The sequence below is a fragment of the Pseudoalteromonas sp. SG43-8 genome (assembly GCF_014164245.1).
Lineage (GTDB): Bacteria > Pseudomonadota > Gammaproteobacteria > Enterobacterales > Alteromonadaceae > Pseudoalteromonas > Pseudoalteromonas distincta.
This window is the reverse complement of the sequence record NZ_JACJEX010000003.1, coordinates 298,001-319,079: the sequence shown is the minus strand read 5'-3', so window position 1 is coordinate 319,079 and position 21,079 is coordinate 298,001. Positions and strand designations below refer to the sequence as shown.

Annotated in this window: 23 protein-coding genes and 1 pseudogene; 14 read left to right on the top strand and 10 right to left on the bottom strand. The window is 39.9% G+C overall.

Annotated features, from left to right (window positions below):
- Window positions 1-23 precede the first annotated feature (23 nt).
- Window positions 24-1,490 carry a DASS family sodium-coupled anion symporter gene (locus H5122_RS09000; RefSeq protein ID WP_033038247.1) on the bottom strand — a complete coding sequence of 489 codons (1,467 nt, stop codon included), beginning with the start codon at window positions 1,488-1,490 and terminating at the stop codon, window positions 24-26.
- 283 nt (window positions 1,491-1,773) lie between these two features.
- Between H5122_RS09000 and H5122_RS08995 the strand changes: the two are divergent.
- From H5122_RS08995 to H5122_RS08935, 13 genes and pseudogenes are all read left to right on the top strand, one after another.
- Window positions 1,774-2,603 (top strand): annotated as a pseudogene (locus tag H5122_RS08995) (DUF417 family protein).
- A gap of 10 nt (window positions 2,604-2,613) precedes the next feature.
- Window positions 2,614-2,865, top strand: a complete 252-nt coding sequence (locus H5122_RS08990) for a Rho-binding antiterminator (RefSeq protein WP_033028485.1) — start codon at window positions 2,614-2,616, stop codon at window positions 2,863-2,865.
- A 502-nt stretch (window positions 2,866-3,367) separates the two neighbouring features.
- Entirely contained in the window at window positions 3,368-3,688 is a 321-nt protein-coding gene (locus tag H5122_RS08985; protein ID WP_182671972.1) for a hypothetical protein, read from the top strand.
- Between the two features lie 111 nt (window positions 3,689-3,799).
- Window positions 3,800-4,210, top strand: coding sequence for a hypothetical protein (locus tag H5122_RS08980; protein WP_182681494.1), 411 nt, complete (start codon window positions 3,800-3,802; stop codon window positions 4,208-4,210).
- 66 nt (window positions 4,211-4,276) lie between these two features.
- Window positions 4,277-4,699 carry a hypothetical protein gene (locus tag H5122_RS08975; protein ID WP_182681495.1) on the top strand — a complete coding sequence of 141 codons (423 nt, stop codon included), beginning with the start codon at window positions 4,277-4,279 and terminating at the stop codon, window positions 4,697-4,699.
- Between the two features lie 317 nt (window positions 4,700-5,016).
- A complete protein-coding gene (locus H5122_RS08970; RefSeq protein ID WP_182681496.1) occupies window positions 5,017-5,193 on the top strand; it encodes a hypothetical protein in 177 nt (58 codons plus the stop codon).
- A 311-nt stretch (window positions 5,194-5,504) separates the two neighbouring features.
- Complete coding sequence (locus H5122_RS08965; protein ID WP_182681497.1) at window positions 5,505-5,852, top strand: hypothetical protein; 348 nt, start codon at window positions 5,505-5,507, stop codon at window positions 5,850-5,852.
- Between the two features lie 107 nt (window positions 5,853-5,959).
- Window positions 5,960-6,472, top strand: a complete 513-nt coding sequence (locus H5122_RS08960) for a hypothetical protein (RefSeq protein WP_182681498.1) — start codon at window positions 5,960-5,962, stop codon at window positions 6,470-6,472.
- Window positions 6,473-6,638: 166 nt separating this feature from the next.
- On the top strand, window positions 6,639-6,872 hold the full coding sequence (locus H5122_RS08955) for a ribosomal protein L7/L12 (RefSeq protein WP_182675012.1): 234 nt from the start codon (window positions 6,639-6,641) through the stop codon (window positions 6,870-6,872).
- A gap of 319 nt (window positions 6,873-7,191) precedes the next feature.
- Window positions 7,192-8,730: a glucan biosynthesis protein gene (locus tag H5122_RS08950; RefSeq protein WP_182681499.1), complete on the top strand. Its 1,539-nt coding sequence runs from the start codon at window positions 7,192-7,194 to the stop codon at window positions 8,728-8,730.
- A gap of 236 nt (window positions 8,731-8,966) precedes the next feature.
- A complete protein-coding gene (locus tag H5122_RS08945; RefSeq protein ID WP_007584341.1) occupies window positions 8,967-9,329 on the top strand; it encodes a 2OG-Fe(II) oxygenase in 363 nt (120 codons plus the stop codon).
- Window positions 9,323-9,571 (top strand): DUF1272 domain-containing protein, encoded by a 249-nt coding sequence (locus tag H5122_RS08940; RefSeq protein WP_182681500.1) that lies wholly within the window; start codon window positions 9,323-9,325, stop codon window positions 9,569-9,571. Before H5122_RS08945 ends, H5122_RS08940 begins: the two co-directional genes overlap by 7 nt.
- 44 nt (window positions 9,572-9,615) lie before the next feature.
- Window positions 9,616-9,918 (top strand): hypothetical protein, encoded by a 303-nt coding sequence (locus H5122_RS08935; RefSeq protein WP_182681501.1) that lies wholly within the window; start codon window positions 9,616-9,618, stop codon window positions 9,916-9,918.
- A gap of 127 nt (window positions 9,919-10,045) precedes the next feature.
- Here H5122_RS08935 and H5122_RS08930 read toward each other — a convergent pair whose 3' ends face one another.
- From H5122_RS08930 to H5122_RS08900, 7 genes are all read right to left on the bottom strand, one after another.
- Window positions 10,046-11,329: an allantoate amidohydrolase gene (locus tag H5122_RS08930; protein ID WP_182681502.1), complete on the bottom strand. Its 1,284-nt coding sequence runs from the start codon at window positions 11,327-11,329 to the stop codon at window positions 10,046-10,048.
- A 14-nt stretch (window positions 11,330-11,343) separates the two neighbouring features.
- The gene (locus tag H5122_RS08925; protein WP_182681503.1) at window positions 11,344-12,573 is read right to left on the bottom strand and encodes an alanine--glyoxylate aminotransferase family protein; all 1,230 of its coding nucleotides are present in this window, start codon (window positions 12,571-12,573) and stop codon (window positions 11,344-11,346) included.
- Between the two features lie 3 nt (window positions 12,574-12,576).
- Window positions 12,577-13,401: a sulfite exporter TauE/SafE family protein gene (locus tag H5122_RS08920; protein ID WP_007378545.1), complete on the bottom strand. Its 825-nt coding sequence runs from the start codon at window positions 13,399-13,401 to the stop codon at window positions 12,577-12,579.
- Window positions 13,389-14,990: a gamma-glutamyltransferase family protein gene (locus H5122_RS08915; RefSeq protein WP_182681504.1), complete on the bottom strand. Its 1,602-nt coding sequence runs from the start codon at window positions 14,988-14,990 to the stop codon at window positions 13,389-13,391. The genes H5122_RS08920 and H5122_RS08915 overlap by 13 nt, the downstream gene beginning before the upstream one ends.
- Window positions 14,987-16,189: an amidase family protein gene (locus H5122_RS08910; RefSeq protein WP_182681505.1), complete on the bottom strand. Its 1,203-nt coding sequence runs from the start codon at window positions 16,187-16,189 to the stop codon at window positions 14,987-14,989. The genes H5122_RS08915 and H5122_RS08910 overlap by 4 nt, the downstream gene beginning before the upstream one ends.
- A 406-nt stretch (window positions 16,190-16,595) precedes the next feature.
- Complete coding sequence (locus tag H5122_RS08905; protein ID WP_165729003.1) at window positions 16,596-17,078, bottom strand: putative 4-hydroxy-4-methyl-2-oxoglutarate aldolase; 483 nt, start codon at window positions 17,076-17,078, stop codon at window positions 16,596-16,598.
- Between the two features lie 3 nt (window positions 17,079-17,081).
- Entirely contained in the window at window positions 17,082-17,735 is a 654-nt protein-coding gene (locus tag H5122_RS08900; protein ID WP_004334664.1) for a TetR/AcrR family transcriptional regulator, read from the bottom strand.
- Window positions 17,736-17,916: 181 nt separating this feature from the next.
- Between H5122_RS08900 and yddG the strand changes: the two genes are divergently transcribed.
- Window positions 17,917-18,837, top strand: coding sequence for an aromatic amino acid DMT transporter YddG (gene yddG, locus H5122_RS08895; protein WP_182681506.1), 921 nt, complete (start codon window positions 17,917-17,919; stop codon window positions 18,835-18,837).
- Window positions 18,838-18,893: 56 nt separating this feature from the next.
- On the opposite strand, the gene H5122_RS08890 is transcribed toward yddG, so the two are convergent.
- Both H5122_RS08890 and H5122_RS08885 read right to left on the bottom strand, forming a co-directional pair.
- A complete protein-coding gene (locus tag H5122_RS08890; RefSeq protein WP_182681507.1) occupies window positions 18,894-19,409 on the bottom strand; it encodes an ankyrin repeat domain-containing protein in 516 nt (171 codons plus the stop codon).
- A 99-nt stretch (window positions 19,410-19,508) separates the two neighbouring features.
- Entirely contained in the window at window positions 19,509-21,035 is a 1,527-nt protein-coding gene (locus H5122_RS08885) for a catalase (RefSeq protein ID WP_182681508.1), read from the bottom strand.
- Window positions 21,036-21,079 lie beyond the last annotated feature (44 nt).

The window sequence follows — 21,079 nt, the reverse complement described above, 5'->3', positions numbered from 1 at the left end:
AAGCCAAGCTAACAAAGGCAATACTACCAATACCCAAGTGCTTTCCACCAAAGCCCGCCAACAATTCCCCATACACTTAAATTAATAACGCTCATTATAAGGCCCATTACCCACCAGTCTTTTAACGATACATAGCCTGAGCCAAACACTATGGGTGATGTGCCTGTTGCGTAATGCGTTAACGACATCATCAGTGATGAAGCGCCAGCTAACAGTAAACCTAAAAATAAAGGCGGAGCGCCAAGCGCTAAACCTGCGGCGTAAAATGCGGCAAACATAGCAGTAATATGTGCTGTAGTACTCGCAAAAAAGTAATGAGCGTAAAAATATACAGCTACCAATATAATGGCCGATACAATCCAGTCAAAGCCCAGTTGCGCAATATTGCTCTCAACAAGTGTTGAAAACCACGTTACCAAACCTAGTTTATTTAAAAAAGTGGCCATCATTACTAATGCTGAAAACCAAACAACGGTATCCCACGCAGACTTTTCTTTAAGTACATCGTCCCAGCTTAATACACCAGTCACTAATAAAACCGATAAACCTAAAAAGGCCACTGCGGTTGTGTTAACTGCGTAGTCAGCCCCTAAAATCATTGCAGGTACGCCGGCCCATAAAACAAGCAGCATAGCAAAAACACCCACCATTATTTTTTCGCCATAACTCATTGGGCCCATTTCAGTTAATTTAGATTCTGCGTAGGTTTTAGCGTCGGGCGTACTTTTAACTTCAGGTGGGTAAATGGCATAAACAACCAAAGGCACAAGGGCAATACATAGCAAACCAGGAACAAGCGCTGCCAGCGCCCACGTACTCCAAGTAATACTGATATTTGCACCGGTAGCATCAGCAATCAGTTTTACAATTAGAGGGTTTGGCGCAGTCGCTGTAATAAACATAGCTGATGTAATAGGGTTTATATGGTAGCTAACTAAAGCAAGGTAGTGCCCAATTTTACGAGAGGTGCCTTCCTCAGGGGAAGAGCCAAAGCTTGTTGCTATCGACTTCATAATTGGGTGAATAATAGCGCCGCCTCGCGCGGTATTACTTGGCGTTACAGGTGCTATAACAAGTTCAGAAAGTGCGAGTGCATAGCCAATACCAACTGTTTTTTTACCAAAAAGAGAAATAAAATTATAGCCAATACGATTTCCCAAACCAGTTTTAGCTAAACCCCGAGAAATAATAATAGCAATACCAATCAACCAAATTAATGAATTAGAAAAGCCACTTAATGCATCTTTAATAGCGCCAGATGGGCTGTCATTAGTTACGCCGGTTAACGCAACAGAAGTAATAGCTAAAATAGCAATGGCGCCAATAGGCATTGCTTTACCAATAATGGCAACAACAGTACCAATAAATAAAGCGAGCAAATGCCATGCGTTTTCGGTAACACCTTGCGGAGGCGGTACAGCAAACCAAAGTAGTAAAACAATGGCTATAGAAATCAGTCCAGAGGTAACTCGAATATCAGTACCCTTCATTAAAATATCCCTAAGTTTTAGAAATGCTTGCATTCTGTTTATTGAAAAGGCGACGTTATTCTACTTCATTTAATAATAAAAAAGATGACGCACATCATATGAATATTAGACTTATTTAATTTTATTAATAAAGAGGAAATAAACTATAAACTAAAGTGATTGATTACATTACCCGATAAGAGCTTACAGTGTGCTTAATTAACTCTGATTTTTAAGAGTTAGCTTGAATTGTTTTATAGGTTCGTAAGGTCTTTATAAACCTCAACGAATACTTGGAAATACAATGAACTTAAAACTAACCAATAACGTGATTACTTTTTTATTAACGACTAGCTTTTTGCTACTTGGCTTGTCGTTTGCGTTAGGATCAAACCCTAATACGTTAAGGGCTACGTTTAGTTTTTATGGCGTTGACTCGCTAATGTCTGTATCTGCATTAGGTTTAATTAGTGGCTCCTTTATGATTGCCTTAGCGTTTGCCACCGTGCTCGCTCACCTTAAACTAATGAAACCTACGCCAGCACTTTTACTTGCAGCAATTATAAGTTTAGTTGCATTACTTACCTTGTTTGCCAGTTACCGTTGGATGGCTCAACTTGGCGGCTTTCCAATCATTGGTAGCGGGCAGGGCATAATTAAATACTTTGCTGTAGTGCCTTTGTATTTGTTTTTGTTTTATAAAGACAAACTTACCGACAAACAACACGTACTTTTAAACTTTATACCGGTTGCTATGGTTTTATTGTGGATTGGCGGCATGAAGTTTTATGAATTTGAAGCAAAAGGCATTGTAAGTTTAGTAGAAACCTCACCGTTTATGTCATGGTTATACACGGTATTTAGCGTACAAGGCGCGTCTAACGTGATTGGCGGGTTTGATGTATTATTTGCTGTGTTATTGGGCTTAGGGTTATTTTTAAATAATAAAAAGCTAATTATTGTAAGTGGCTTAGCGTATTTATGATGACCCAAACATTCTTAATTACTGCAACCGGTGCATTTAGCTCTTCCACTTTACTGGAACGCTTAGGGCAATTTGTAATTAAAGATTTGTGGTATATAGCCAACCTTGTTGTTATTGCTTTTTTAATGGTTTTTAAACCGACTAAATAAAGAGGACGTTATGATCAGTTGCAACCAATACGACTACATCGAAATTGCTTGTATGCACCATTTAAGCATTGAGCTTATATTAAAAAATGGTGATGGTGTATGCGGGATAGCAACTGACACAAAGCGCAATGCTAATAGAGACGAATGCATAGTTGTTAGCGTAAATAGCGAGTTGCAACTCATTGTGCTCACTACAATTAGTATACTTAAAGCGCGTGAGAAAAACCCATACTTTGATCATGTGAATTTTGAAGTAAAGTAAATACCTCACTCATTCGTTTTTATCATAAATATCTCAGCGAGTCTGTATCAATCAATATGTTTATGGCTCGCTTATCTCACCAATGCTTTAGCTAATTACGCGCTAAATACATAAAGCCAAAATTTTCCTACAACTTTCTTTTGTTCTTTACTCGAGTTTTTCACCGAACAAGTCTAAACGCCAACTATTAAAGCGTATAAAAATGCTAAACCAGTATAAGTAAGCCTCAATAAGCCTTAACTAGCCCTTAGTATCCGTCCGTTTGTAAATTATGGTTGTAAAGGTAGCTACATAAATAAAGCTCTATTTTTGTTTTGTCCAATAACATTATTAAACACCGTTTTGGTGAAAAATAATAAAGGGCTTTTTGTAACATATTTAATTACTTGTTTACATTAAAGTTATTTAGTGGAATTATTGAACACTGTAATATACGCCGTTTTGGGGTGCTATAAATCCCCAAAGTGGTGTTCAATAAGCTGTTAGGTGTTTAAGGATAAGCATGAAAAAGTATCTACCTTTAGTCATATTAATAATCTCTGGTTGTGTTGGTATGAAAACTTATAAAGGTGTCATAGTCCAATATAGCGATGTAAGCAAAAACTCTGATGGGACGTATTCAATTGAGGTTCTTGGTCATACCGATCTCAATGAAACAGATATGCTCGAATTGGTAGAGCTCAAAGGAAAAGAGTTATGCAAACCAAGTGATATATACGTAAAAAAATATAAAATGGGTACTTATGGCTCGCATAGTCAGTTTGGTTCTGTCTACCCACCAAAGATTAACGCAACAATTGACTGTAGGGTAAACAATGCATAACAGGCTGTTAAACAAGGACAAAAATAGTTGATTTTGCTCCTTTTTTACTAATTTAACCAACTATTTTCTGCCTGTTAACAGGCTCGTTATATAACTACGTGAGGAGAGATGATGAACAAGGAAACTATAGGGAAATACGTCGCAGTTTTGGGATTATTGCTTTTCTGGGCACCACTTTGGGGGATTGTTGATTCGTATTTAATTATGTCCTCTTCATTTCAAGAGATAACGCTGTTTGGTAATAATGAACCTAAAATATCACAAGAAGAAATGTCATCAACAGCTTTGTCTACAGTAACAGGGTTCATCTTATTTTTAGTTGCGCTTTGCTTTTTAACATTTTCCGTTGTGGGCTTAAACTATCGAACTGAGTGGCTTTTTTGGGCACTAATAATATATTCAACATTGTTACTCTTCATGTTCCCTGTGGGTACAGTGTTAGGAGTAACTGTGCTGGCAGCGCTAGTTTTGAACAGGAAAAAATTTGGACTTGACGGTGACGTTACACAACAAAACCATTAACCGGATTTGTGCAAGAGCGCCACAAATCGGTTATGGCAGGCGTTGGCTTTCTAAGAAGGTTTCGAGTTGAGAACAATATTTAGCTTTATTTTAGCCTCTTTAATTGTTGTATTTTTAGTGCCAATGGCAATTGAAATGAAATTTACTATTATGCCTTTTGGTATATTTATTTGGACGTTAATAGTTGTTCTAATTTTGGTTCCAGTAACAGCATTTCCCATTTATAAATTTATCACTAAAAGCGGTGGTTATTCGCTAAATACAGTGCTCAAATCTTCAGTTATATCTACTTGCTTAGTTTCTTTCTTTTTTGTTTTCCCTTCAGGTTTAGATAGCTCAATTATTAATGGTAAGGTATTGGTCGAAAATGGTTCAATTACGTTAATAGGTTATGGATATAGCTTTTTACAATTGTTTTTATTTTCTATAGTAGGTCTTGTTGCTGGTATTGTATTTTACGTTTCAAAAATAGAGTTAAAAAAAAGCTAAAGAGTTAGGATGAAATACATTCTAACTTTTACATAAATAATAAATTATATCAGTTGGTTAGGTTTTATTTGTCACGCAAAAAGCTGAGCTACAATGAAAGAAAGAGTAAAAAGCCAACCACACTAAACTTTCCCGTAATACCTTCCAAAATGCCAATTAAAACAACAGCTAACTCTTTTTATATTCCACGTGAAATACAGTAAAAGATTGAACCAAAATAGGAACTCAGCTATGGTTTGCTTATCAATAAAAACAAATAAAAAACGATTTAATCTACAAGCTCGTTAGCAGTATTAGTTCTATATGGAATGTGTATTATGGATAGAGGTCAAAAAAACAAAATTAAAGAGCCAAGTCTGCTTGAGCAAGTATTACCGACTGAAATGGGATTAATGCAATCATTAGGTGAATCCAAAACGCTGATTATAATGTTGGTGGTATTTTTAACTTTATTCGGCGGGTTAGGTTTGTTTTTATTAAAAATTTCTACGTGAGGTTAGTGGTATAAACTACTAACAAGCGACTACTAACTGTTTGCTTAGTACTCTTTGCTACACATTACTACAAGTTATTATCAGCCCCTTATGCGGGCGTTGAGATTGTAGAATTACTCTTTTTAAGAAAACAGCCTGTTTAATCGGTAATACATTTATTACATATTGTATTAACATGCTTAGAGTTAATTAAAGAAACTCATTATTTAATTAAATTTGGCTGTTAGAGCTATTCTACAGCCTCGTTGTATTGCTAAAGGATTATCGTGAAATACTCTAGGATTGTACTCTTTTCAGTAGGCTTGTATTTATTGCTAATTGCTTTATCAACAATAGCAACAAATATTGTTGGCTTTGATGAGATGACTCAAAGTACATCATACATTTTTACTCATTATGTCCTCGGATTTTTAACCTCTTTAATCGTGTATTGTTACTTAGGCTATAAGCAAACAGTGAGTCCCTATAAGCAAGCCTTTTTAGTTGCGGCGGTTTATTGGTTTATTGATCTGAGTGTGGGTGCCTTACTATACATTTTGTTAAAAATACCAATGGAGCTTTTGATATATTTAATTTCAGCTTTGCTGCATGTTATTGCTGTTTTATTAGGTACATTACTTGGTATTCAATTACGTCGTAAAAGAGTTGAGCGTAAATAATAAATCGTAAAGCAGAACAAAAACAGCTGGTTTTTGCGCCTTCATCCTAACCTTAGATAACAACCTTACGGACTATTTATTCGGCATAAATAAAAAGGAATTTAAATTTGCTATTCGATTGGTTTAGCTCTGAAAAGCCAAATGTTTATTTGGGATCGTTAGCTGTAGCTAATAACAGCCATTTTTCTAAGGTAGAGTCGTTTTTTTATATAACGGGCGATTCACTACAAGATCATATGCACAAGAAGCTTGAAGATATTTTTTGTCTTCACAGCATTTCGTCTATTAAAGATCCTAAAAAGTCAGATATTGGTTTAGATGTTGTTATAGTTACTTTGCATGGTGGTGATGCATTCACTATAGATTTTGATACAGCTATTATTCCGCTATTTTGGCGACCAAAAGTTAAGTTAGTATCGCGCTTGTATAACATTAAACACAATAAGACGATTAAAACGTTCAGCGTTTCTAAATCTGTTACGTGGCTCGAATTCATAGCTAAAAAATTTAGCTTAAGAGGCTTTTTTCGTTGGGGTCCTTTGTACCATAACGAAGACATGGAAATACTGTTGTATAAAGCATGCTACGAGTTATTAAATAAAATGCGAAAGGTTATTTAACCAGTAGCCAATAAGAATAATTAAAATAAGATAAAAATACATTTTGCTCTTGGTGAACATTATTACAAACAAAATAGGAACTCAGCTCTGGTTTGTTTATCAATAAAAACAAATAAAAAACGAGTTAATCTACAGGCTCATTATTTTTCGAACATCGAGGATATTTATGGAAATTGAATATATTTGGGGTGTTTTAGCGGTTATTGCAGTTTTATTTATATTAATATTTGGTAACTCAATACCTAAACATGGCAGCGTAACTGAAGGTGATGTTATTGTTGCTTTAAAATCAGGTCATAAAGTTAGAGCAATAAAATATTATAGATCTGTTCATGGTGTAAGTTTGAAAGAAGCTAAAGACGCCATTGAAAAATTAACTTCAAAACATGCCCTGAAGTGAGGCCCAAGTAAAATTCAGCCATTAATTGCAAGTTTTAAAAGTGGTGAGCCTCTTCGTTTTCCACCACCTAAATACAAGCCTTATCCATTTGAATACCAGCGATCTAGTAATAAATTGCTCTATCCCCACTTATTTTCACTTCAGTGACATCACCAAACGCGCCGCCCCAAAAACAAATTAACTAAGAATCAAATAACAATATTTTAGTAAACGCGAGTTCATATTTCGTCACGTAATATCCATACAGAACTTTAAGTTAAACATACGTTCGAGCAGCGTTCCCATTTTTATTTGACTCAATTTATTGGACATTCTTTTTATGAAATTAAAGTTATTTATCGCAATTATTTTTAGCACTTCGATGTCGTCTTACGCGACAGAAGCAATAGATAAAACGCAGTTTTCATTCGAAGACTTAAAAGCCCTAGCAAAAGCTTCAGCCGAAAAGCCCTATACGCCAACTGCAGTACCAGCGCCGGAGTTAATCGATAAAATTACGTATGACGAACATTGGAAAATACGCTTTAAAGAAGATGAAACTTTATATCCAAGTGGAAAAAAGGCACCTGTACAATTATTTTACCCTGGCCGATACTTCCCTGAGCCAGTAAGTATTTACATCAGAGACGATGAAAATCAGGTACAAAATGTACCTTTTAGTAATGATGTTTTTGATATGCCTGATGACAGCCCTGCTAACGATCTCCCAGAAGGGTTTGGATTTGCAGGCTTTAGAATAATGCGCCCAGATATGAAACCAGATTGGATATCTTTTTTAGGCGCGTCTTATTTTAGAACTGATGGGCCAGAGGGGCAATATGGACTGTCGGCTCGAGGTATTGCAATTAATACGGGTATGAATCAGCCAGAAGAATTTCCGCGCTTTTCTGCATTTTGGATTGGCCCCGCAGAGAGAAAAGGTGAAAGTGTGTCTGTTTGGGCATTGCTTGAAGGGCCTTCTATCACTGGTGCTTATCGGTTTGGTTTAAGTAAAGATAACAAAGAAGCTAAAGGCCATATCACCTCAGTGAGCGCTAATTTGTATATGCGCGCCGATGTTGAACGCTTAGGTGTAGCACCGCTAACTAGTATGTATTGGTACTCACAAAAAGATAAAACAGAAGCTAAAGACTGGCGCCCAGAAATTCACGACAGTGATGGACTGGCTATTCACACAGGATCGGGTCAATACGTTTGGCGCCCATTAAATAATCCTCAGTCGGTGTCGACCAATAGTTTTATTGATGAGAACCCAAAAGGGTTTGGTTTAATCCAAAGAGATCGTGACTTTAAGAACTACCAAGACGACGGCGTATTTTACGATAAGCGTTCATCAGCGTGGATAAAACCTACTGACGATTGGGGCAAAGGCGCAGTTCAGTTAATCGAGATTCCAACAAAAGATGAAACGTTTGACAACATTGTTGCCTATTGGGTGCCCGAAAAAGAGGCGCGCAAAGGTGATGAGTTTACCTTTTCTTATGATATTGAATGGCGTCCACTCGATCCAAAATCAAAAACGCTTGCAAGCGTTGTAAATACTCGCCAAGGCTTAGGCGGAATTCCCGGCCAGCCTATTCCTGAAGGTGTTAACAAGATGGTGATTGATTTTGAAGGTCCAGTATTTAAAGGCTTAGATAACAAAAGTGGTATAAAGCCGATTGTTGAAGCCAGCAACGGCGAAATACTAGAGCCTATTGGGGTTTATCCGGTAGTTGGTACAAACCAATGGCGATTAGCATTTGACTACAAACAAGCTAACAATAATCCGGTGAACATACGCGCGTATTTAGTTGATAAAAATGATGAAGCTATAACTGAAACATGGGTAAGTGATGCAAAGGTAACGATTAAATAAGTCTTTAAATAAGCATTAAAGTAAAACGGGTGGCTATATTTTGATTTGCTAGGTAATTATAGCCACCATAATGCCTTTTAAAACGCCAATCAAAGCACCATTAAAACTCCCTTTTATATCCCACGTAAAATACAGTAAACGATTGAATCAAAATATGAACTCGGCTATGGTTTGTTTATCAAGAAAAATAAAATAACGAGTTAACCTGCAGCTTGTTAGCTGTTTCGAGGGATTGTATGTTTTTTTTGAGTAAATTATTTTGTTGGGAGCGAGGCCGACAAAAATCAGGCTACGATAAAATGTTGATTTGTGGTGCTACGTGGCCAATTAAATTTGATACTTACTTGCTTAAATTCCCACAAGGAAGTGAAATAGCACCACACACAGACAAAGTTGAATCTGGTAAACACTATCGATTGAATATAGTGCTTAAAGAAGCAGATTTGGGTGGTGAGTTTATTTGCAGTAATCCGATATTTGAAACAAAGCGGGTTAAGCTATTCCGCCCTGATGTAAGTGAGCATCAGGTATCAAAAGTTATAAAAGGTAATAGATATTTACTCAGCATTGGGTGGATAAAAGGGAGCGCTAAATGCTAGATTTAAGACCTAATTGTGAATGTTGTGATAAGAATCTACCTGCAGAGTCCAGTGAGGCTTTTATTTGTTCATTTGAATGCACGTTTTGTTCTGGCTGTGCTCAAACGCTGTTAAATAACGTGTGCCCAAACTGCTCAGGTAATTTGGTTCAGCGGCCAATTCGCCCTTTGGCTGCACTAAAAAATTACCCAGCATCGACTAAGCGGGTATTAAACGAAAATGGTTGTGCGCCAAACACATAAGAACATAAAGTATAATAATTACATTTTCTGGGTATGGAGATCTGATGAGAAAATCCTTTGAATTTACTGTTAAGTCAATCAAAGTTAAAATAATTAACGCTTGGTTTAGTGGTGCTAAATTATATGTGAATGGCGACTTACGAGATACTGACAAAACTTTGTTCGCTTTTAGGAATAATACTTTACTATCTGCAAATTTAGGTGAGTTGGGTGTTCTAGAAATCAAGCCATTATCGGGTTTAATTACCGTCGAAATGGATGCATATTTGGTTAATGGTACAAGCATTCAACATGTATATAGCTCACATAAACGCCTTAGCCTAAAAGAGCAAAGGGCAGCCCGATAAAGCTACTTTAAATAACGTATATTCCTGCATTTACCTGCCTTCAGTAATAACCTCTAAATGACTTTGAGGAGGTTTAAGCCCCTAAGCATACCAAGTTAATATACTTGGTTTACTCGATTACCTTAAATCACTCACACTCTTTCACATAAAGTAAAAGCGCGCTGTACATTACACTGAGTGCCTTTGTTACATCGCTGTCGATAACCGCTTCTGCTGGGTGATGGCTTATACCGCCAGGGCTGCGTATAAACAACATGCCAACGGGACAAATTGGAGCTATAGCCATTGCATCGTGCCCTGCGCCTGAGGCAAGTGGAGGCGATGCTTGGTTATTGAGTTTACATGCGCTTGAAAACAAATGCTGAATTTGAGTATCGCACGCTACGGCACCGGCGGCATGAGTCCATTGCCAATCAAGTGTTAAATTGCGTTTGCTTGCTATAGATTGTGCGCTGCTTTGTATGGCGCTTAGTAAGTTAGCGAGATCGGTGTCGCTTTGTGCGCGTGCGTCTAGGCTTATGGTTGTTTTGCCTGCAATCACGTTTGTAGCCCCAGGGCGAGACTGTATTTGCCCTACGGTGGCAACTTCGCCATTTTTAGCATTACTTGCTAGTTTTTCAATTTCGGTTACTAATTCAGCGCAGCCTGCTAGTGAATCCTGCCTCAAGTTCATTGGGGTTGTACCCGCATGACCGCTTTGGCCTGTTAGGGTAAGCATGGCGCGTTTTGCCCCTGCAATAGCCGTTACAACCCCTAACGCCTGATTAACCGATTCGAGTACAGGACCTTGTTCAATATGAGTTTCCCAGTAACCAAGTAATTCGTTTTTGTTTAGTGCGGCCTTTGCGTAGTCGTTAGGGTTTAGGCCAAAGTCGAGCATGGCTTGGCGCATAGTTATACCGCTTGTATCTTGTATATTTAGCCACTGTGGGTCAAATTCGTTAGCGAGGGCTTTTGAGCCAATTAAAGTGGTGGCAAAGCGGGTGCCTTCTTCATCGCAAAAGCCCACTACATCTAAATGAAAGGGCAGGTCGAGCTTTAACTTATGTGCAAGGGCGGCTATTTCAATACCAAGTAACACACCTAAAATACCATCAAACGCACCTGCGTTTGGTACTGTATCGAGGTGCGATCCTATAATTAAACGTTTAGCATGTGGGTTTGATGATTTAAGCCGACCCCAAAGGTTGCCCACTTCGTCTTGCCACGATTGCATGCCTGCCTCAACCATCCACGATGCAGTAACAGCGTTACACTCTTTGTGCTCTTTTGATAAGTACACGCGGTGAATACCGGCTTGCATTTGCGATAGCGCGCTGAGGGTTTTACAGCGAGATAAAGCGCGTGTTGCGTATTCATCAGCAAGTTCTTTATCTAATAAAGGGCTGTGTTGTGGGCATTCAATCGTCATGCTAAATCCTTTTTTTATTTATAATGGGCAAGGGCGGCAATAGCGGCTTCGCCTTTAGGGCCTTTATAACCGTTGGCATGCAAGCAAGCGTCTAAGCTTGCCAATGTTTGTAATACGGCATCTTTACGGGCGTTGTAACCCATGGTGCCAATACGCCAAATTTTGCCATGCAGTGGTCCAAATGAGGTGCCAATTTCTATTCCAAAATCGGTTAGCATTTGTCCGCGTACGTGATCGGCATTAATGCCCTCGGGTATATACACACCCAGTACGTTGTTCATTTTATGTGTTAAATCACCAAATACATTTAAGCCGAGCGCTTGAATACCCGTTAGCATGGCATCTCCATGTAATTTGTGGCGCGCTACGCAGTTATCCACGCCTTCTTCAATGACTATGCGGGCGCATTCTGAGGCACAGTACAGCATGCTGGTGGCTTCGGTATGATGGTTGAGGCGCTCTTCTCCCCAGTAATTCATGATCATACCTAAATCAAAATAGTTAGAGCGTACAAAGGGTTCTGTGCCGTCGGTATGATCGGCCGTGCGAATGCCTGCTTCTACCTTTTTGCGTTTTTGGATCCAATCAGCGCATTTGTCGCTAAGCGTTAATGGCGCAGACCCAGAAGGTCCGCCTAAACACTTTTGCAGACCAACCGAAAGTGCATCGAGTTTCCACTCATCGGCAGGAAGTTCGTTACCCACAATAGAGGCGGTGGCATCGCAATAAAATAGTACATCGTGCTTTTGGCAAATATCGCCAATATGCTCAAGAGGTTGGTTCATGGTGGTGGATGTATCGCCTTGTACCATAGCAAGTACATGGGGTTTTACATCAACAATGGCTTTTTCGATTTGCTCTGGCGTAAACACTTCGCCCCACGGTACTTCTATTGTGTGCACCTTTGCGCCAACGCGTTCTGCTATTTCAGCAAGTAGGTGGCCAAAGCGCCCCATAATTGGCACAAGTACTTTATCGCCTGGGCGTAAAATTGAGCATAATACGGCTTCAATCCCTGCGCGCGATGTGCCGTCTATTAGCATGGTCCATTCGTTTTTAGATTTAAAAATTTCGCGGTAACGTGCCATGGTTTCGTTCATAAAACCGGTCATTACTGGGTCGTATTGGCCTATAAGCTGCGCCGACATAGCACGTAAAACACGAGGGTCGGCATTAATTGGGCCTGGTCCCATTAATAAACGCTGTGGTGGGTTTAAGGTTTGAACTTGCGTGTTATTAAACATATTTTAGGCTCCCAGAGTCTGAATAAGCATGCGTATGCCGGTTATCATTAATACAACGGCAAAGGCGCGTTTTAGTTGTTTTTGATCCAGCTTGCTACCAATTTTTACGCCAATAGGCGCAAATAAAATAGTCAGCGGAATAATAAGAAAAAAGGCCGGGAGGTTAACCAACCCCCACGTACCTAGGGGAGCATCGGTTGGCGTTGTGCCAATACTTAATAAGGTAATAACGCCAGGTAGCGCAATCAATAAACCAAAAACGGCCGCAGTACCTACTGCAACATGGGCACGTACATTAAATGCGTTTAGCATAGGTACGCCAATAGTGCCGCCGCCTATGCCAATCATTACCGACAAACCACCTACAATACTTGCCATAACGCCTTGACCAAATTTACCTGGTAGTTGTTTTACAAGCGCGGGTGCGCCGGCTCTAAATAGCATGTTTAAACTGACTAAAATAGCAATACAGGCAAACATAAGTACCAGTGCATTACCGCGTATTGAGTGCGCTAAGTAGCTGCCTACAACGGCCATAACTAAAATAAATGGTGCCCAGTATTTTATTAGCGCAAGGTCAATATTCCCTTTGCTATGATGCGAGCGAATAGATGAAAGCGAAGTAGGCACTATGGTTGCAAGTGATGTGGCGGTGGCTATCATCATTGCCGATTCTGGGCTTACGCCAAAACCTTGCAGTAAAAAATACAGCACAGGGACGATAACAATACCGCCGCCTACACCAAAAAGTCCTGCTAAAATACCGGCAAAAATACCGGTTGCTATTAAGGCTACTATAATTGGCCATTGATTTATTATTTCTGACATTGTGTTCCTGCTGTAGTTACTGTTGCACGTCCATCTGAACGAGGATCTGTTGCAGCTTCAAGGCTTGTAGGTGTATCTAAAATCGCCCCAGCGTGCCCCATCATTTCGTTATTATTATCAACGCTTACCCAATCGTGGTCACGTTGATTTAATTCATGTTCTATATGAAAAACTAACCCTTTTTCAATTTTTAAATTTGTACTCGTATCGCCCCATGTGCGTCCAAGTAACCAACGAGGGTCGCTAATTGCTTGTTTAATAGATTTATTTCGCCATGCGTAGCCTGCAAAAACAGCGGCTTGAGTTTGTGGCTGCCCTTCACCGCCCATTGTTCCGTAAGCAAGTCGACGACCATCGCTAAACTTTGCCAGTGCTGGGTTAAGTGTATGAGCGGGCTTTTTATTAGGAGCAAGGGCATTATTATTGTTACTCGCAGCAATATCTTGATTGTTTAAACTAAAGCTTAAACCACGGTTATTCCACACAAAGCCGCCTTCACTCATTAATATTCCGCTGCCAAATTCCCAGTAAATACTTTGAATAAAGCTGACTAATTGCCCGTTTTTATCTCTGGCTGCCATCCACACAGTATCGCCAGGCTCTGCGTTAAATGGCCATTTTTTGGCTTTACTCATATCAATATTGTTAGCAAGTTCGCTTAAGCGATCATCGGTTAGTGCGTTTTTATAATCATCCCCCAACACATCAGGGTCAGCCCAAAGGGTAGGGCGATGGGTAAAGCTTTGCTTAGTTGCCTCAACAATTAAGTGCGTCCAGTCGGCATCGGTTTTAGCTAAATGCTTTAACTTATTTACGGCACCAATTATTTGTAGTGAATGCACGCCCTGTGTTGGCGCGGGTAAGTTGTAGCAATCAATACCACTGAGGTTTGCATTTAGCGCAGTAACTACCTCGGCTTTAGTATTTGCAATGTCACCTGCGGTAATTGAGCTGCCTGCTTTTGCTAAGTCGGCGGCAAATGAGTTGGCAAGTGCGCCTTCATAAAATGCGTTTAAACCATGTTTTGCTAGGTATTCAAACATTGCTGCAAGTTTAGGGTTTTTAAAATGTTGACCTGCTTGTAAGGGCTTGCCATTGGGTATGTAGAGGTTTTTAAACGCGTCATTGGTATTGTTAGCAGTGGCTAGCTTTTCGCAGCCTGCTTGCAAGCTTTTTGTAACGGTAAAACCCTCGCGCGCAAGCTCAATAGCGGGTGCTAAAATTTGTGACAGTGGTAGTGCTGCGTGCTCATCTAGTTCAAGCGCCTTTTGCCAGCCGCGTATTGTGCCCGCTTGAGTAAGTGCGCTTAATCCGCCGCGCTCTGGTATTTGCGTGAGCGAGTTATATGCCGTTGTATTAGTTGCTGCGCGGCCGCAGGCGTCAATAGCTGTGGGCGTTTTTTGGTTTGGGTTATCGATAAGCCAAAAGCTGTCGCCACCAATTGAGTTCATATGTGGGTATACAACGCTAATAGCAGCGGCAGCCGCTACCATAGCCTCGGTAGCTGTACCGCCTTGTTTTAGTATATTTATACCCGCCTCAGTGGCCGAAAAATGAGACGCGGTAAATGCAATGTTGTGTGTGGTCATGCCGGTGTGTCCTGTTTAAAGTGTGCAGCTAGGTGCTTAACGCAAGCAAGTAGGCTTTTATCGTTACCGTGGCTCATCATTAATGAAAAACCATACGGATGATCATTTGCTAAATCAGCTAGCGGTAAATGCACTTGCGCTGAGCCACTAAGCCCTGCAATTGCCGAAAGCGTAATAATTTGCATGCGTAAGGCGCTTGTGTCGGCGCCTAATTTAGGTGCGGTTGTGGGGGTGGTTGGCAAAAATAAACAGCTGTTTGTATTTAGGTTTTTAGCTATTAGTGTTTGCCATTGGGTTTGCACTTTTAGTGCTTCTTGTTCTTCTTGATCAGTTAGGGCAAGCGCCATATCAAAACGTGCCGCAATTGCTGGAGCAAACTGGGGAAGTTGCCCCGGCAATTGAAGCCAATCTTTATGCGTTTTTGCGATTGCTCGCCCTTGCAGTACTCTAAAACTATCAGCAAGTTCATTTAATAAGTTGCTGTTAGGTAGTTCAAATTCTTTATGGTGCTTAAAATTAGGCTTGGTTTTTTCAAGCAATTGTTTAAGTGGGGCTTGTAAAGCAGGGTCAACGAGTTCAAATAGTGCTTCGCAAATAACCAGCGTATTTACTTTATTAATTGCTTGATGTGGTAATAATATATCGCCAACGCTGCTTAATAGCTCGGCGCTTTGGGTAAGCCAACCTATGGTATCAAAAGGGGGAGCCAACGGTATTAGGCCGTCTTTTTCAATCACGTTATGGCTTGGCCTTATGCCATATAAACCACAATAGCTGGCGGGTATTCTAATTGAGCCGCCGGTGTCGGTGCCTAAGCCAATATCAGCTAAGTTTGCAGCAACTGCAGCAGCAGACCCCATACTCGAACCACCGCAAGCATGTCCTTTTAATTTAGGATTTTGCGCAGCGCCATAATGTATATTATTACCCTCTAAGCTATAAGCCAGTTCGTCAGTATGGGTAAAGCCTATAAAGTTACAACCAGCGGTCATGAGCTTATTAACCGAGCTTGCCGTATTTTGAGCCGGTTTAGCTGTTTTAAACCAGTTTGGGTTGCCTGCGCTGTTACGCTCGCCCTTTACTGCAAATACATCTTTTACAGCTAAGCGATTGTTTGCAAGCACTCCAGAGTGGTTTGTTTGCCACAGGGTAGGACCGTGATTGCAAAATATACCTTTGTTGTTTTTTTTATCACTCATTTGCAGCTCATTATTATAAAACTGACCAAGTACTTACTTATTAAGTTAAGAGTGATTAAAAAGCGGGCTGGTTATTATTATGAATACCAATTTTATTAAAAACATGATCATTTTATCGGATTAAATAGCGCACTCACTGCGTCATTTTCTTCGCGTTATAATAGATCACTAATTTAATGCAATTGCTAAAGCTGTGCTTTTTAATCGGTAGTTTTGATTTTATAGTGCTTAGACTAAGCAAGAGGAATGCCATAAATTAAAATCCTGTCCAACTGGTCAGGTTTTATTGGGTTGTATGAGATTTGTAAATGTGGGCTGTAGAAATAGTGAGATTAAAATGAGCTAAAACAAACCAATTTGGTGCGCAGATGCACCAAGTTGGTCTTTATTTATATAGTTTTGAGTGCTAAATAAGGGGCGTTTTACTGATGATTAAACCGTTAATATCGGCGTAAACCCAATCGTTAGGTTCTATGGTGGTGCTAAGCATGGTAACAGCTTGGTTTTTATCACCAAAGCCGCGCTTTAAGGTACTACGCGGTGTAGAGCCTAGCGCCATTACAGGTAAGTTCATCGTGGCGAGTATTTCTATATCTCGGCAACAGCCATTTATTATTACGCCTTCCCAGCCATTACTTAAGGCACGCTCAGCCATAATATCGCCTATAAACGCAAAGCGTTTGCTCGCAAACCCGTTTATAACCAATACTTTACCTTCACCATTTTCATGCAATATATCGGCGGCAAAAGAGTTATCTTCTGGGCAGGTAACGGTAACTACTTTGCCATAAAACGTGGTTTTTTTACCAAAGTGGTAAAGGCCGCTGTCTGCTACTTGCACGTTATCGCGATGATCGTCAAATAAATCGGGTGTAGTAAAGGGTGTCATGGGTTAAGTCTCACTTTGCTCAGGTATTTTAAGACCAATACCTTTTAAAATTATGTGGGCAATTGATTGCGTAATTTGTGCCACATCGGTTTCGTCGTACTCTAATTTGTTCATTACGAGTAAAACCTCAGCCTGAAAGTCGGCGTAATATTGCGTGGTAGACCAAATAGTAAAGAGCAAATGGTAGGGGTCAACCTTATCCATTTTATCTGCGTCCATCCATGCTTGAAGTACATCAACCTTTTGTTTAACCCAAGGGCGGGTATTGGTTCTAAAGTAGTTTTGTAAATAAGGGGCACCGCGCAGTATTTCACTAGCAAATAAGCGAGATTGCATTGGCTGATTTACGGCCAGTATTACTTTGCTTTTAATATAGTTATAAAGCACGGTAGCTGGATCGTCGTTAATTGTGACGTTATCGAGCCCTAAGTTCCAATTAGCTATTATGCGGTCAATTACAGACTCGTACAGACCATCCTTACTTTTAAAGTAATACAAAATATTAGCTTTTGGCACCTGCGCTTCTTTAGCAACCATGCTCATACTTGCTCCGTCGTAACCTAATTGCGAAAACAATTGCTCGGCGGCATCTAAAATTAGTTTTTGGTTTTTCTCGCGTGTGACTTCTTTTTTATTTGGCTTTATTTGTGTGGTCATTATAAAGTTTGCGTGTTTAACGTATTGATTGATTGTAGCTTTACTGACCAAAAGGTCAATTACTAAAAAGTGTGAATGTTAAAAACAGGCGAGAGGTTTAAGCTATTAACTTTAATTGTTTAATTAAATAATTACTGTTAGTTTAGTTTCAAATTTACGAGTAGTACTTTTGGATTGGCAAATGGATTTTATAAGCAAAAATAAATATACACTATATGGAGTCGCTGCAATATTACTGTGGAGTTGCTTAGTTGCATTACTACGGGATATTTCTGAGTTGTTTAGCCCCATTGGTGGTGCGGCGGCTATGTATTCTGTCAGTGCGGTATTTTTAATTTTGGTTATGGGAGTGCCCAAGTTTAGTGGGTTTTCAAAACGTTACTTGGTAATAGGTACTTTGTTATTTGTAGCGTACGAAATTTGCTTGGCGCTTTCTATTGGTATGGCAAATAGTCGTCATCAGGCAATGGAAATGGCGGTTATTAATTATTTATGGCCCACACTGACTATACTGCTCTCTATTATTATTGGCCGTAAAAAAGTAAGTTACTGGGTTTACCCAAGCATGATTATTGCTTTTTTAGGCGTTGCTTGGTGTATTACGGGCGATCAAGAAATGTCACTCGATACGCTTGTGACTAACTTTTCTGATAATCCTGCTACTTATTTAATGGCATTAGCTGCAGCGTTTATATGGGCTATTTATTGCGTAGTAACGCAAAAGCTGAGTAATGGTAAAAATGCCATTACGTTATTTTTTACTGTTACGGCAATGAGTTTGTGGGCGCAATATGGTTTTAGTAATGAAGCGCCATTAACGTTTTCGCTCAGCTCAAGCATAACATTGCTATTAGCTGGTGTAGTCGTGGGGAGCGGTTATGCACTGTGGAATCAAGCTATTATTGGCGGTAACTTAATGCTTTTGGGAACGCTTTCGTACTTTACACCGGTGTTTTCTACTATTATTTCGGCGTTGTATTTATCTATTACGCTGAGTGCTTCGTTTTGGCAGGGGGTTGTGCTGGTAACAGTGGGCTCGCTAATTTGTTACTTTGTAACGCGAGAAAAGCCTAAACAACCTCAAATAGCGTCTGCAACATAAGACTAATTTTATTAAATATAAGCCCTATTATTTTAGGGCTTTTTGTTGCGTGCAGATTATTTTGCATTATTTACCTGCGCTAGTAACTCTATAACTTTTTGTTGACCAAATGTTTGTGCAAATTGCTCTGCTGTTTGACCGGCTTTGTTTTGATGCGCGTTGTCGCAATCAAGTGATACGAGTGTTTTAGCGATACTAAATTCACCTCTAAAAATAGCGGCCATTAGCGCTGTGTTGCCACGGTTATCTTCTAGACAGGCATTAGCGCCTAAGTGTAAAAGTGTATTAACCGTGTTTTTATTACCATGGTAAGTAGCAATCATTAACGCGGTGTAGCCTTTATTGTTGTAGCTGTCGATAGGAATACCGGCATCTACAAACTGCTCTATTACAGCTGTGTCGTTTGTGCGTGCTGCGGCAAAGTAATAAGCAAATAAGCTATCGTATTGAGTTTTTGCAGAATGTTGGCTTTCAACTTGCGTACTGGGTGTTTGTGTATCTGATGTATTTTGAGCGTAAACGCTACTGGTAAAGCTCAGAAATAGAGCGACTATAATTAATAAATTACGCATAACAATTGTCTCTTATAAAAGAGGAAGGGGTTTATTCCTTCCTCATGGTTGTGGTTTAAATAGCTATTTAGTTGGGACTAATTGCTTTTAACTAGTTGCTTATAAGTTAGCGGCTAGTTGTTTAACCATTTTAAGGTCGCCGTTTACAGCTTTAGTTAAGCGTGTACCGTACTCGCTATCAGCTTTGTAAAAGTGACTAAGCATTTTGTGTTTAACACTGCTGTTTTGCACTTTGCCTAAATCGCCTGCTAGGTTATTAATTAGGTTTGTACGTTCTTGCTTGCTAAAACCACGGTATATAACACCTGCTTGCGCGAAGTTTTGCTGCTTTTTAATCGCGGCTTGTTGTACAAAGCCTTTTAGCTCTGTGTTACTTCTACGTGCAATTGGGTTTTCAGCTACGTTTTCTTGGCTTGGCTGATAGTTCACATTGCTTGTTGTGTTACCAATATTCATTGCGCCGTCTTGGTTGTAGTTAACCACTTCAACTTTTGCACGGTTAATTGGCAATTGCTGGTGGTTAGTACCTAGGCGGTACATTTGTGTATCAGCGTAAGAAAACATACGACCTTGTAATAGTCTGTCTTCTGATGGCTCAATACCTGGAATAATGTTTGCCGGTGCCATTGCTACTTGTTCCGTAGATTGGAAGAAGTTAGTTGGCATACGGTTTAAGGTCATTGTTCCTACTTTAGTTTCTTTAATGTCTAACCACATTTTTGTTGCATCTAACGGGTTGTAATCAAAGTCATCAAGCTGCGACGGATCAAGCGTTTTAATGTACAGATCCCACTTAGGGAAGTTGCCTTTGCCAATTTCGCTGTAAAGGTCGCGTGTTAAGTGTTGGAAGTCTTGGCTTTGCACTTTAGCTACTTCTTTTGCGTCAAGGTTATCAATACCTTGTTGGCTTACCCAATGAAACTTAACGTATTTAACATCGCCCGATTTGTTAATCATTTTGTATGCATGTACACCCCAACCGTCCATTTTACGAAGACTTGCTGGTGTACCGTAGTCGCTGTAAACCCACGTTAGCATTTGTGTAGAACCTGGTTCGTGCGAGAAAAAATCGAATACACGGTTAGGATCTTGAATGTTATCAACCGGTGATGGCTTTAACGAGTGAACCATGTCTGGAAATTTAATCGCATCGCGAATAAAGAACACCGGTAAGTTGTTACCTACTAAATCCCAGTTACCTTGGTCTGTGTAAAACTTAGTTGCAAAGCCACGTGGGTCACGCAGTGTTTCTGGGCTGCCTTTTGAGTGAATTACCGATGAAAAACGAACAAATACGTCTGTTTCTTTACCAGCTTGTGCAAACGGTGCTGCAATTGTTAAATCATCTAGCTCTTTTGATGCTACAAACACACCGTGTGCGCCAGTACCACGAGCATGCACAACACGCTCAGGAATACGCTCACGTGCAAAGCGTTGCAGTTTTTGAATTAGTTGCACGTCTTCTAGTAATACACTGCCACGTTCGCCAGCAGTAATTGAATTTTGGTTATCGCCAACAGCTGCGCCGTTATCTTTAGTAAGAGTTGTTGCTGCGCTTGCCGGTAATGCCATTGCAAGTGCCAGTGCAGTTAGTGTTAATTTTGTTTTATTTATTTGAGTATTCATTGTCGACCTCATCTATTTAAAAGTGCCGGCAGTGATGCAGGCTG